The organism is Pseudomonas sp. FG-3G, assembly GCF_901007645.1.
GTDB classification, from domain to species: Bacteria; Pseudomonadota; Gammaproteobacteria; order Pseudomonadales; family Pseudomonadaceae; genus Aquipseudomonas; species Aquipseudomonas rhizophila.
The window spans coordinates 190,705-203,709 of the sequence record NZ_CAAKGZ010000024.1 but is presented as its reverse complement, the minus strand read 5'-3'; the positions used below and the strand labels follow the sequence as shown (position 1 = coordinate 203,709).

Annotated in this window: 7 protein-coding genes; 3 read left to right on the top strand and 4 right to left on the bottom strand. The window is 61.2% G+C overall.

The window, feature by feature from the left end; genetic code table 11:
* Nucleotides 1–328 precede the first annotated feature (328 nt).
* The 3 genes from PSEUDOMOFG3G_RS17295 to mfd are packed head-to-tail and all read right to left on the bottom strand — an operon-like array spanning nucleotide 329 to nucleotide 7,060.
* Nucleotides 329–3,022 carry a DEAD/DEAH box helicase gene (locus tag PSEUDOMOFG3G_RS17295; RefSeq protein ID WP_139050707.1) on the bottom strand — a complete coding sequence of 898 codons (2,694 nt, stop codon included), beginning with the start codon at nucleotides 3,020–3,022 and terminating at the stop codon, nucleotides 329–331.
* A gap of 11 nt (nucleotides 3,023–3,033) precedes the next feature.
* A complete protein-coding gene (locus PSEUDOMOFG3G_RS17290) occupies nucleotides 3,034–3,600 on the bottom strand; it encodes a CsiV family protein (protein WP_139050706.1) in 567 nt (188 codons plus the stop codon).
* 10 nt (nucleotides 3,601–3,610) lie between these two features.
* Entirely contained in the window at nucleotides 3,611–7,060 is a 3,450-nt protein-coding gene (mfd, locus tag PSEUDOMOFG3G_RS17285; RefSeq protein WP_047227216.1) for a transcription-repair coupling factor, read from the bottom strand.
* A 168-nt stretch (nucleotides 7,061–7,228) separates the two neighbouring features.
* On the opposite strand from mfd, the gene PSEUDOMOFG3G_RS17280 reads away from it, so the two are divergent.
* Entirely contained in the window at nucleotides 7,229–8,692 is a 1,464-nt protein-coding gene (locus tag PSEUDOMOFG3G_RS17280; RefSeq protein ID WP_047227217.1) for a glyceraldehyde-3-phosphate dehydrogenase, read from the top strand.
* 154 nt (nucleotides 8,693–8,846) lie between these two features.
* Here PSEUDOMOFG3G_RS17280 and PSEUDOMOFG3G_RS17275 read toward each other — a convergent pair whose 3' ends face one another.
* Nucleotides 8,847–10,145 carry an MFS transporter gene (locus PSEUDOMOFG3G_RS17275; protein WP_047227218.1) on the bottom strand — a complete coding sequence of 433 codons (1,299 nt, stop codon included), beginning with the start codon at nucleotides 10,143–10,145 and terminating at the stop codon, nucleotides 8,847–8,849.
* A 225-nt stretch (nucleotides 10,146–10,370) separates the two neighbouring features.
* Between PSEUDOMOFG3G_RS17275 and PSEUDOMOFG3G_RS17270 the strand changes: the two genes are divergently transcribed.
* Nucleotides 10,371–11,369, top strand: a complete 999-nt coding sequence (locus PSEUDOMOFG3G_RS17270; RefSeq protein ID WP_257220828.1) for an FAD:protein FMN transferase — start codon at nucleotides 10,371–10,373, stop codon at nucleotides 11,367–11,369.
* A gap of 210 nt (nucleotides 11,370–11,579) precedes the next feature.
* The gene (gene sthA / locus PSEUDOMOFG3G_RS17265; RefSeq protein WP_047227219.1) at nucleotides 11,580–12,974 is read left to right on the top strand and encodes a Si-specific NAD(P)(+) transhydrogenase; all 1,395 of its coding nucleotides are present in this window, start codon (nucleotides 11,580–11,582) and stop codon (nucleotides 12,972–12,974) included.
* The last annotated feature ends 31 nt before the right edge of the window (nucleotides 12,975–13,005 follow it).

Sequence of the window (13,005 nt, the reverse complement as noted above, 5' to 3'; positions counted from 1 at the left end):
TCAACATCTGAATCACCGCTATCGCGAGCAGGCTCGCTCCCACAGGAGGTTTTGTGGTTCAGACCTATCCAGCGCTCACCTCAGGGCAATGTGGGAGCGAGCCTGCTCGCGATGACGGCGGCACAGCCAACCTCTTCAACAACTGAACCACCGCTATCGCGAGCAAGCTCGCTCCCACAGGAGATTCGGGGTGCAGCCCTGTCCGGCGCTTACCTCAGGACCATGTGGGAGCGAGCCTGCTCGCGATGACGGCGGCACAGCCAAGATCTCCAACAACTGAATCACCGCTATCGCGAGCAAGCTCGGCTCCCACAGGGATTGCTGTGAATCAGCGTTTTTCCAGCTTGTCCGGCAACGGCGCGAATAGCGCCTCGATATCGTCGCTTTGCAGTTTCCAGTCTCCGGCCACGCGCCCGTCCAATACGCCGGCTGCGAGGTCGGATTTTTCCTTCTGCAGTAACTGAATCTTTTCTTCCACCGTGCCTCGGGCAATCATTTTGTAGACGAACACCGGCTTCTCCTGGCCGATGCGATAGGCGCGGTCGGTCGCCTGGTTTTCGGTGGCGGGGTTCCACCATGGATCGTAGTGGATCACCGTGTCCGCCTCGGTGAGGTTCAGGCCTACGCCGCCGGCCTTCAGGCTGATCAGAAAGATCTGACGCTTGCCGCTCTGGAATTCCTTGACCGGCGTACGTCGGTCCCGGGTCTGGCCGGTCAGGATGGCGTAATCGACGCCGCGTTTCTTCAGTTCGTCTTCGATCAGCGCCAGCATTGAGGTGAACTGGGAAAACAGCAGCACCCGGCGACCTTCTTCAAACAGCTCTTCGAGCATCTCCATCAGGCTGTCGAGCTTGCCCGAGGTGCTGCCGCGGGCAGGCAGGGCGGCATCGTTGAGCAGGCGCAGGTCACAACAGACCTGGCGCAGCTTGAGCAGCGCCTCGAGAATGATGATCTGGCTGCGAGCCACGCCTTTGCGGGTGATCTCGTCGCGTACCTTCTTGTCCATGGCCAGGCGCATGGTTTCGTAGACGTCCCGCTGGGCATCGCTGAGCTCGACCCAATGAATGATCTCGGTCTTGGGTGGCAGTTCTGTCGCCACTTGCTCCTTGGTCCGGCGCAGCAGAAAAGGTTTTATCCGACCGTTGAGGTGCTGCAGTCGCACATCGCTGCCGCGCTTTTCAATCGGCACGCGGTAGTCGCGGTTGAAGCTCTTGACGTCCCCGAGCCATCCCGGCAGCAGGAAGTGGAACAACGACCACAATTCACCCAGGTGGTTTTCCAGCGGCGTACCGGACAGGCACAGCCGCTGGCGGGCGTTGAGTTCGCGGGCGGCCTCGGCGGCTTTGCTGTTCGGGTTCTTGATGTACTGGGCTTCATCGAGGATCAGCACATGCAACGGCTGCTCCGCCAGGCGCTCGACATCTTTGGGCAATAGCGCATAGGTGGTGAGGACCAGGTCGTAATCGTTCAGCCGGTCAAAGTGCTTCTTGCGCCCGGCGCCGTACAAGGCCAGCACCTTGAGTTGCGGGGTGAAGTGGGCGGCCTCGTCGAGCCAGTTGGGGATCAGGCTGGTGGGCATGACCACCATGCAAGGGCGGTCGAGGCGCCCGGCGTTTTTTTCGCTGAGGATGTGCGCCAGGGTTTGCAGGGTTTTGCCCAGGCCCATGTCGTCCGCGAGGATGCCGCCGACTTCCAGTTGCCTGAGCGATTGCATCCAGCTTAAACCTTCGAGCTGATAAGGCCGCAGCGTGGCGTTCAGACCGTCTGGCGCCGTGCTGGTGTAGTCCTTGATGTCCCGCAGGCGCTGGGCCAGGCCACGAATGTGTTCGCCGCCTTCCCAGCGCAAGGGCATGTCTTGCAGCGGGTTCAGGCGCAGGGCATCCGCGCTGTTCAAGCGCAGTTTGGTGGTGCCCGGTTCTTGCAGGTAAAACTCGCCCAGGGTGGCCAGCACCGGTTTCAGCCGGCCATAGGGCAGCGCCACTTGCTGCGGGCCGAACTCGGAGTTCGGGCGATTAGGCAAGTTGACCAGAATGAGTTCGTCATCGCGGCGCCTGGCCAGGCGGTCCGGGTTGAACAGCTCGATGTGCGAACGCATCAGGTTCAGCAGAATCGGCAGCAGGCTCAATCGTTCACCGTTGACGATGATCCCCAGTTCCAGATCGAACCAGTCCCGTTCCGGCGTTTCTTCGACCGTGGCGTACCATTCGTCCACCGCCGTCAGGTCGAAACCGAAATCCTCGTCGATCTGCAACTCCCAGCCCTGGCTACGCAGTTTCGGCAGATCGTTGAGGGTGAACGTCAGCCAGGCACTGTCGTTGACCATCTCGTACAGTTCACCGGCGCTTTCGGGCAGGGCCTTGCTTTGGCGGGTTGCGATTTTGAAGCCGAGGATGCGTAGCTGTTCGCGGTAGGACTGCTCGACTTCTGTCTGGCGTTTTATCCGCAGCGTCTGTGTGTCCTGGCGAATCAGCACGTCAGTGTTGCGCTGGCCGCTGACGTATTCGTCCAGGTAGCTGAAAGACAGGGCGGCGCGGTGCTGGATGTAGCGCTGCATCTTGCCATTGCGCGGCTCGAAAGCGCTGAACTCGATGCTCGCCAGCCACAGCCGCGGCATGGGTTGGACGTTGTCCACCAGCACTTGCGGCGGGGCCTTGGGGCTGCGGTTTTCCAGCACGGCCTGGAGTTTCTCCAGCAACTGCGCGTCTTTCTCGGCGGCCGGGTAGGCCAGGGTTTCCTGGACTTGCAGCAGCACCGCCGCGCAGTGTTTGCAGTTGATGCGCACCGGGCAGGTACAGGCGGCTTCAAGCAGAATCAACGTGCCTTTGGCTGATTCTTTCAGGCGAATCGTCTGGCGGTAAACGTTACCCCCAGAGCCTTCACAACTGGCGGTGATGGTGCTGTCGCCAGCCTCGACGATCCTGACGCGGTTTTCCAGCGCGTAACGGCGCCCGCGCTCCAGGCTCTGTTCCTTGAATCGATTGACCCAGGAGGGTGCCAGGGGTTTGCTCAGGGGCGAGGGCATAGGCGCGCCGATCAGTCCGGAATGACGTCAGGCGCCTGCCGTGGCGCAGGCGCAGTCAGCGAGGTGATTTTGATCAGCAGGCCGAGGTGGCCGTTGTCGAGGAAATTCAACTGGCCATTTTTGGTATGGCTCTGCTGTTTGAGGCGTTCGCTGGAAGTGACCAGGCCATTGGTGTCGATCTGGTTTATCCAGAAGTCGGCGTCCACGTCGGTAAACCGCCCCAGTTTCAGTTCCAGGGTTCCTTCGATGGGGAACTGGCCGAACCGTTCTGCGCCATCACTGACGGCGATTCGGCTGCCCTGTTCGCCCAGGTTCTGCTGCCAGGCTTTGTGCATCAGCACCGTGTACTGGCCGCTGGCGTTGAGTTTTTCCACGATGTGACCCAATGCAGGCGTGCGCTGGCTGTTCGCGTCCAGGCGTTGCGCGCCCGCGTCCCAGTCCTCCGGTGCGGCGCGGCTGACAATCGCCGGTTCGGCGTTCTGGCGCATCAGGATCATTTCAACCTGATACAGGTCATCGGCAAACGCCAGGGGAGCGACCAGGGTCATCAACAAGGTCAGTGAGCGAAACAGGCGCATGGGGCGTCCTTCAAGCAGGGGTCGGAGTGAGGCGCTCGAACAGCGCTTCTACGGTATTGAAACGCTCTTCCGGGCGTTCCATGGGCACCATGAATTTGAACATCGTGGCACCTTCGAACTTGTAGCGTTTGGGCTGGCCCTGGATCAGCTTGATCAGTACCAGCGGATCGACCGGCGTCTGGGCTTCGAATTCGATACGACCGCCATTGGGGCCGCCGTCGACTTTCTTGATGCCCAGTTGCTCGGCCTTGAGCTTGAGCCAAGTGGTACGCACCAGATTCTTGGTTGGCTCCGGCAGCAGGCCGAAGCGGTCGATCATCTCCACTTGCAGGTCCTTGAGGCCTTCTTCGTCAGTGGCCGAGGCGATGCGTTTGTAGAGAATCAGCCGTGCGTGGACATCCGGCAGGTAGTCTTCCGGGATCAGCGCCGGCACCCGCAGATTGATTTCCGGCCCGCCGCCCAACGGTTGGTCGAGGTTCGGTTGCTCACCCTTGCGGATCGACTTGACCGCCCGTTCGAGCATTTCCATGTACAGGGTGAAACCCACGGCCTGGATCTGGCCGCTCTGGCCGTCGCCCAGCAACTCGCCTGCACCCCGGATTTCGAGGTCGTTGGTGGCCAGCACGAAACCGGCGCCCAGGTCCTGGGTGTTGGCGATGGCTTCCAGGCGCTTTTCCGCGTCCGGGGTGATCTGCTGGCGCGGCGGCGTCAACAGGTAGGCGTAGGCCTGGTGGTGACTGCGCCCGACCCGACCGCGCAGCTGGTGCAACTGGGCCAGGCCGAATTTGTCGGCGCGCTCGATGATGATGGTGTTGGCGCTCGGCACATCGATGCCGGTCTCGATGATGGTCGAGGCGATCAGCACGTTGAAGCGCTTGTGGTAGAAATCGCTCATCACCTGTTCGAGTTCACGTTCGCGCATCTGCCCGTGGCCGATGCCGATGCGCGCTTCCGGCACCAGCTCGGCCAGATCGGCGGCGCATTTCTCGATGGTCTTGACGTCGTTGTGCAGGTAATAGACCTGGCCGCCACGCAGCAACTCGCGCAGCAGGGCTTCCTTGATCGTGCTTTTGTTCTGCTCCATGACGAAAGTGCGCACCGACAGGCGCCGGGCCGGCGGCGTGGCGATGATCGACAGGTCACGCATGCCCGACACCGCCATGTTCAGCGTGCGCGGGATCGGCGTGGCCGTCAGGGTCAGGATGTCGACCTCGCTGCGCAGGGCCTTGAGCTGTTCTTTCTGGCGCACGCCAAAGCGGTGCTCTTCGTCGATGATCACCAGCCCCAGGTTTTTGATCTTCACATCGTCCTGCAGCAGTTTGTGCGTGCCGATGACGATGTCGATCTTGCCCTCGGCCAGATCGGCCACCGCCGCGTTCACTTCCTTGGTGGACTTGAAGCGGCTCATCACCTCCACGGTCACCGGCCAGTCGGCGAAGCGGTCGCGGAAACTGTTGTAGTGCTGCTGGGCAAGCAGGGTGGTGGGCACCAGGATTGCCACCTGCTTGCCGCCGTGCACGGCAATGAATGCGGCGCGCATCGCCACTTCGGTCTTGCCGAAACCGACATCGCCGCACACCAGCCGGTCCATCGGTTTGGGCGCGAGCATGTCAGCGCGCACGGCCTCGATGGTGGTTTGCTGGTCGACGGTTTCCTCGAAGGGGAACCCGGCGCTGAAGGTTTCGTAGTCGGCTTTCGGGTCGGCGAAGGCGTAGCCCTCGCGGGCGGCGCGACGGGCATAGATGTCCAGCAACTCGGCGGCCACGTCGCGCACCTGTTCGGCGGCCTTGCGCTTGGCTTTCTGCCAGGTTTCCGAACCCAGCCGATGCAGCGGCGCCAGGGCGTCGTCGCTACCGGTGTAGCGGGCGATCAGGTGCAGGTTAGCCACCGGCACGTAGAGCTTGGCACCCTCGGCGTATTCAAGGGTGAGGAACTCGGCGGCCTGATTGTCGATCTCGAGGGTCGCCAGGCCCAGGTAGCGGCCTACGCCGTGGTCGATGTGCACCACTGGCGCGCCCTCGCGCAGCTCGGTGAGGTTCTTGATGACCGCGTCGTTGGCGGCGTCGGCACGTTTCTCGCGACGCCGACGCTGCATGACGCGCTGGCCGAACAATGGGCTTTCGGCCACCAGCGCCAGGGCCGGGTCTTCCAGGACAAGGCCATCGTTCAGCGGCGCGATGGTAATCGCCAGGCGGTCTTTGCCGGCGACGAAGTCTGGCCAGCTATCGACGGTTTTCGGCCTCAGTTTCAGGCGTTCAAGCAGTTCCAGCAGCACTTCACGACGACCGGCGGATTCGGCGGTGAACAGCACGCGGCCGGGGAAACCGTCGAGAAAACCGGCCAGGGCCGCCAATGGCTGCGTGGCCTTGGCTTCGATCGCCAGGTCCGGCAAGGCCTTGGCCGGGAAGCGTTCGCGGCCGACGCCAGTTTCCACGTCCTGCTGGCTTGCCACCACGCGTGGCCAGTTCTTGAGCCGGGCGAAGCAGTCTTCCACCGGCAGGAACAGCTCGGCCGGTGGCAATAAAGGACGGGAAGGATCGACCCGGCGCTCTTCGTAGCGATTGCGCACATCGTTCCAGAAGTTTTCCGCCGCCTGCTCGATGCCGGGCAGGGAAAACACCTGGGTGTCCTGGGGCAGGTAATCGAACAGGGTGGAGGTTTCTTCGAAAAACAGCGGCAGGTAGTACTCGATACCGGCGGGAGTGATCCCGCTGCTCAGGTCCTGGAAGATCGGGCAGCGACGGAAATCCACATCGAAACGTTCGCGAAAGCGCGCCTTGAAGCGGGTCACGGCGTCTTTTTGCAGCGGGAATTCCTTGGCCGGCAGCAGGCGCACCGACTGTACTTTGTCGATGGAGCGTTGGTTTTCCGGGTCGAAGGTGCGCAGGGTTTCGATTTCGTCATCGAACAGGTCGATGCGGTAAGGCAACTTGCTGCCCATCGGGAACAGATCGATCAGCGCGCCGCGTACCGCGAACTCGCCGTGCTCGTACACCGTGTCGACGCAACGATAGCCACTGGCTTCAAGACGGCTGCGCATTTGCTCGACGTCGAGCTTCTGGCCGATGTCCAGCACCAGGCTGCTGCCGAGCAAAAACTGGGTCGGTGCCAGGCGATGTAGGGCCGTGGTGATCGGCACTACCAAAACGCCATGACTGAGCTCCGGCAACCGATAAAGGCTGGCGATTCGCTGGGAAATGATGTCCTGGTGGGGCGAAAACAGATCGTAGGGCAGGGTTTCCCAGTCCGGGAAATGCAGCACGGGCAAATCCGGGGCGAAGAAACTCAGTTCCTGTTCGAGCCGCTCGGCGCTTTGGCTGTCGGCGGTCAGCAGCAGGGTAAAGCGCTTTGCAGCGCTGGCAGCCTCGGCAATGGCCAGGCTCAGGGCGGCACCGGGCAGGTTGCCCCAGTGCTGTTTACCTGCCGCGGCAGGGAGAAGCGGGAGACGCAGAACGGGCACGGAAGGTTGAGCTCCAGCGTTGCGACAAAGTCGGCAATTGTAGCGGGGGAAGGGGGCAGCTGTCAGTCGCAGACTACCCTGGCGAACAGGAAAACCACGGTGCGACAGGCGCGCATTGCTCCGCCGAAGAGTCGGCGGCATAATGTAGCCCCTTTTTTCAGCCCCTACATGTGGAAGGTTCCCGTGACTCAGAAGCCCGACCAGTGTCTTGGTGAATGGATCGATCGTGAAGCACTCGCAGAAGCGATGATCCCTCTCATCGGTCAGCTCTACCGCAATAACAACGTGGTGAGCTCGATCTATGGCCGCAGCCTGATCAACCAGTCTGTCATCGCGATTCTCAAGGCTCACCGCTTTGCTCGCCACCGTTCTTCCGACGACAGCGAACTCTCCGTCCACGAAACATTCCCTCTGCTCAAGGCCATGAGCGAGCTCAAGCTCGGCGCGGCTTCGGTGGACCTGGGCAAGCTGGCGTTCAAATTCCGTAACGAAGGCAACGGCCGTAGCGCCGAGCAGTTCGTTCGCGAAGAGATGGCTGATGTGGTTGGCCAGCAAAACGTTTCGGCACGCAAAGGCACCGACGTCGTGCTCTACGGCTTCGGTCGTATCGGTCGTCTGCTGGCGCGCATCCTGATCGAGAAAACCGGTGGTGGCGATGGTTTGCGCCTGCGTGCCATCGTGGTGCGCAAAGGCGCGGAGAACGACCTGACCAAGCGCGCCAGCCTGCTGCGTCGCGATTCGGTCCATGGTTCGTTCAACGGCACCATTACCATCGACGAAGAAAACAACACCATCACGGCCAACGGTAACCTGATCCAGGTGATCTACGCGAAGAACCCGACCGAGGTGGATTACACCCAGTACGGCATCAAGGACGCACTGCTGGTGGACAACACCGGTGTATGGCGTGACGCCGATGGCCTGGGCCAGCACCTGGCATGCCCGGGTGTCGACCGCGTTGTTCTGACCGCACCTGGCAAGGGCAAGCTCAAGAACATCGTTCACGGCATCAACCACAACGAAATCACCGCTGACGACAAGATCGTCTCCGCCGCTTCGTGCACCACCAACGCCATCGTGCCGGTGCTCAAGGCTGTGAACGACAAGTTCGGCATCATCAACGGTCACGTTGAAACCGTTCACTCGTACACCAACGACCAGAACCTGATCGACAACTTCCACAAAGGCGACCGCCGTGGCCGCAGCGCCGCGCTGAACATGGTGATCACCGAGACCGGTGCCGCCACCGCTGCTGCCAAGGCTTTGCCTGAGCTGGCCGGCAAGCTGACCGGCAACGCGATCCGTGTACCGACGCCGAACGTGTCGATGGCCATCCTCAACCTGAACCTTGAGAAAGCCGCCACCCGTGAAGAGATGAACGAGTACCTGCGCTACATGGCGCTGCACTCCGACCTGCACAAGCAGATCGATTTCGTCAATTCCCAGGAAGTGGTGTCCACCGACTTCGTTGGCTCGCGCCATGCCGGTGTGGTCGACGCTGAAGCGACCATCGTTCAGGACAACCGCGTTGTGCTGTACGTCTGGTACGACAACGAGTTCGGTTATAGCTGCCAGGTCGTTCGCGTGATGGAAGACATGGCCGGTGTAAACCCGCCAGCATTCCCGCGCTAAGCCTTAGCTGCACATGAAAACGCCCCGACTTGTCGGGGCGTTTTTTTTTTCTGGCTTTTCTGTCGCCTGGGCTGGCCTCATCGCGAGCAGGCTCGCTCCCACATTGGAGCGCGTAAATCCCTGTGGGAGCGAGCTTGCTCGCGATAGCGATGTGTCAGGCGCCGCCGACGACTGAAGCTTGTGCAGTCCGCAGTTCATGCCGATTACCCTTGAACAACACCAAGGTAGCAATCAACCCCAGCACTGCCGCGCCACTGAGCCAGATCCCTGGCGCGGCCTTGTTGCCTAGCACATGAATCAGATAAGTACAGGCCGCTGGCGTAAACCCGCCGAAGGTCGCTGTTGCCAGGCTGTAGGCCAGGGAGAAACCGGTGGTGCGCACTTCCAGCGGCATGATTTCCGTCAAGGCGACTACCATGGCACCGTTGTACGATCCATACAGGAACGACAACCACAACTCCACGATCAGCAAATGGCTGAAGCTGGGGTTCGCCACCAGCCAGGACAGCGCCGGATATGCCGTGAGGATCGCCAGAATAGTCGCTCCCAGCAGCAAGGGCTTGCGTCCGATCTTGTCGGAAAATGCGCCCATCACCGGCAGCCAGAAGAAGTTCGACAGCCCGATGCATACCGTCACCAGCAACGCATCCAGGTCCGACAGGTTCAGTTCGGCTTTACCGAAGGTCGGCGTGTACGCCGTGATCAGGTAAAACGACACCGTGGTCATCACCACCAGCGCCATGCCCGCCAGGACGATGCCGAAGTTCTGACCGATGGAACGGATGATTTGCGACAGGGTAGGGCGATGTTTTCTCGCCTGGAATTCAGGTGTTTCTTCCAAGGAGCGACGGATCACGAATATCACCGGCACGATCATGCAACCCACCAGAAACGGCACGCGCCAGCCCCATTCGCCCATCTCCTGGGGACTCAGCCAGTGATTGAGGCCAACGCCCAGCAGGCCGGCAAACACGACGGCGGCCTGTTGACTGGCGGATTGCCAACTGACAAAGAAGCCCTTGCGCCCCGGCGTGGAAATTTCCGCCAGATACACCGATACGCCGCCCAGCTCAACCCCGGCGGAAAAGCCCTGCAGCAATCGCCCCAGCAGCACCAGCAGCGGTGCCGCCACGCCGAGGGTGGTGTAACCCGGCACACAAGCGATCAGCACGGTGCCGGCGGCCATCATCGCCAAGGTGATGATCAAGCCTTTGCGGCGGCCGTGCCGGTCGATGTAGGCCCCGAGAAAAATCGCCCCCAGCGGGCGCATCAAGAACCCGGCGCCAAATGTGGCCAGGGACAGCATCAGCGAGGCGAAAGCACTGTCGGTCGGGAAGAACGTCTTGGCAATGGCCGTGGCGTAGAAGCCATAGACCATGAAGTCGAACATCTCAAGGAAGTTGCCGCTGACAACGCGAAAGATCGCCTTGCCGTTGCTGGTGTTGGAAGGCATGGGTAGGTACTCACTCTGACAATCTTGTATGAAAGCGCTGCACCCAATGTGGGAGCGAGCCCGCTCGCGATAGCGGTGTGTCAGTCACATCAATGTCGTTTGATCCGACGCTATCGCGAGCAGGCTCGCTCCCACAGTTTTTTGCATCTGGACTGAAGGGCGCTGAAGCCCATAATGGCCGGCGCGGTTTCGAGGGGGGATGAAGATTTGTTAACTGGACGGTGGATGGGGCTTGTGGTGCTGGTCGGCGTGTTGTCCGGTTGCGGCAACGGCAACACCCTGGAGCGCTTCGGCGGCCCGACCATGGGCAGCCACTATTCGATTCAGTACGTCAGGCATTCCGCCGCACCTGGACCGAAAGCGGTGCGGGCCGAGGTGGAAAGCATCCTCGCCGAAGTGGATCGACTGTTCTCGACCTATCGCAGCGATTCGGACATCGAACGTTTCAATGCGTTGCCGGCCAATAGCTGCCAGATCATGCCTGGCCCTGTCCTGGAGTTGATCCGCGTGGGTGAGCAGTTGTCCTCCCAAAGCGACGGCTCTTTCGATCTGACGGTGGAGCCGCTGCTCAACCTGTGGGGCTTCGGTCCCCAGTCCCGAGCAGAGAAAGTACCGACCGCAGAAGCCCTGGCCCAGGTGCGCCAACGCGTCGGGCATGCTCATCTGCGCATCGACGGCGACCGCTTGTGCAAAGACGCCGCGGTGGAAGTCGACTTCAACAGTATCGCAGCCGGTTATGCCGTCGACCGCATCGCCAGCCGGTTCAAGGCCTTGGGCATCGACAGCTATCTGGCCGAGGTCACCGGCGAACTCAAGGCCGCCGGACGCAAACCCGATGGTGCCGCCTGGCGTATCGCCCTGGAAGAACCCCGGGACGACCGGCGGGTGGCTGAGCGCGTTATCGAGGTCAACGGCTACGGGGTTTCCACCTCGGGCGACTACCGTAAATATTTCGAACAGGGCGGCAGACGTTATTCCCACACCTTTGATGCGCGTACCGGTACGCCGGTCCTACACAACCTGGCGTCAGTCACGGTGATTCATCCTTCGGCGTTGATGGCCGATGGACTATCGACGCTGTTGCTGATTCTCGGTCCTGAACGGGGTTGGGACTATGCCGAAAAATACGGTGTCGGGGTATTTTTCGTATTGCGGGACAATGACCGTTTTATTGTTCGCACCAATGATGAGTTTGAACGGATCAGTCGCGGAAAAACCCAATGATGACAGCGTTGTGAAAGCATACCTGTGGCGAAATAGCGCAGGCAAAACTAGCCTACGACGCGACCAAGGGGTAATGTGCGCGGCGTTGACGCTTCTATAGACTGTGGCCGGGCTCATGAACCGGCCCCAAATTGTTCCTTCATGTCGCTGGCCGGCATGATTTAGCCGTGGAGCCAAATGTGGCGCCGCGGCCTGTTCTGAGGAGTACGCATGGCTGTCTACAACTACGACGTGGTGGTATTGGGTTCCGGCCCGGCGGGAGAGGGCGCGGCAATGAACGCCGCCAAGGCAGGGCGCAAGGTCGCGATGGTCGACAGCCGTCGGCAGGTCGGTGGCAACTGCACCCACTTGGGCACCATCCCGTCCAAGGCCTTGCGTCACTCGGTCCGGCAGATCATGCAGTTCAACACCAACCCGATGTTCCGCGCCATCGGCGAGCCGCGCTGGTTCTCCTTCCCGGACGTGCTCAAGAGCGCCGAGAAGGTGATCTCCAAGCAAGTCGCCTCGCGCACCGGTTACTACGCCCGCAACCGGGTCGACGTGTTCTTCGGCACCGGCAGCTTTGCCGACGAGCAGACCGTTGAAGTGGTTTGCGGCAATGGCGTGGTCGAAAAGCTGGTGGCCAAGCACATCATCATCGCCACCGGCTCGCGCCCGTATCGTCCGGCCGATATCGATTTCAACCACGCACGTATCTACGATAGCGACACGATCCTGAGCCTGGGCCACACCCCGCGTAAGCTGATTGTCTACGGCGCGGGGGTGATCGGTTGCGAATACGCATCGATCTTCAGCGGCCTCGGTGTGCTGGTGGAGCTGGTGGATAACCGTGGCCAGTTGCTGAGCTTCCTGGACTCGGAAATCTCCCAGGCCCTGAGCTATCACTTCAGCAACAACAACATCACCGTGCGTCACAACGAGGACTACGACCGCGTCGAAGGCGTGGACAACGGCGTGATCCTGCACCTCAAGTCCGGCAAGAAGATCAAGGCCGACGCCTTGCTCTGGTGCAACGGCCGTACCGGCAACACCGACACCCTGGGCCTGGAAAACATCGGCGTGAAGGTCAACAGCCGTGGCCAGATTGAAGTTGACGAGAACTACCGCACTTGTGTGACGAACATCTACGGCGCCGGTGACGTGATCGGTTGGCCGAGCCTGGCCAGCGCCGCCCATGACCAGGGCCGTTCAGCGGCCGGCAGCATTGTCGACAACGGGAGCTGGCGCTTCGTCAACGACGTACCGACCGGCATCTACACCATTCCGGAGATCAGCTCGATCGGCAAGAACGAGCAGGAGCTGACCCAGGCCAAGGTGCCCTATGAAGTGGGCAAGGCCTTCTTCAAGAGCATGGCGCGGGCGCAGATCGCCGGAGAGCCGCAGGGCATGCTGAAGATCCTGTTCCACCGCGAGACGCTGGAAGTGCTGGGCGTGCACTGTTTCGGTTACCAGGCGTCGGAGATCGTTCACATCGGCCAGGCGATCATGAACCAGCCGGGCGAGCTGAACACGCTGAAATACTTCGTCAACACGACCTTCAACTACCCGACCATGGCCGAAGCCTATCGGGTAGCGGCCTATGACGGGCTCAACCGGCTTTTTTGAGCGGCTCCGGCCGGTGGCCTGAGCCGGCCGG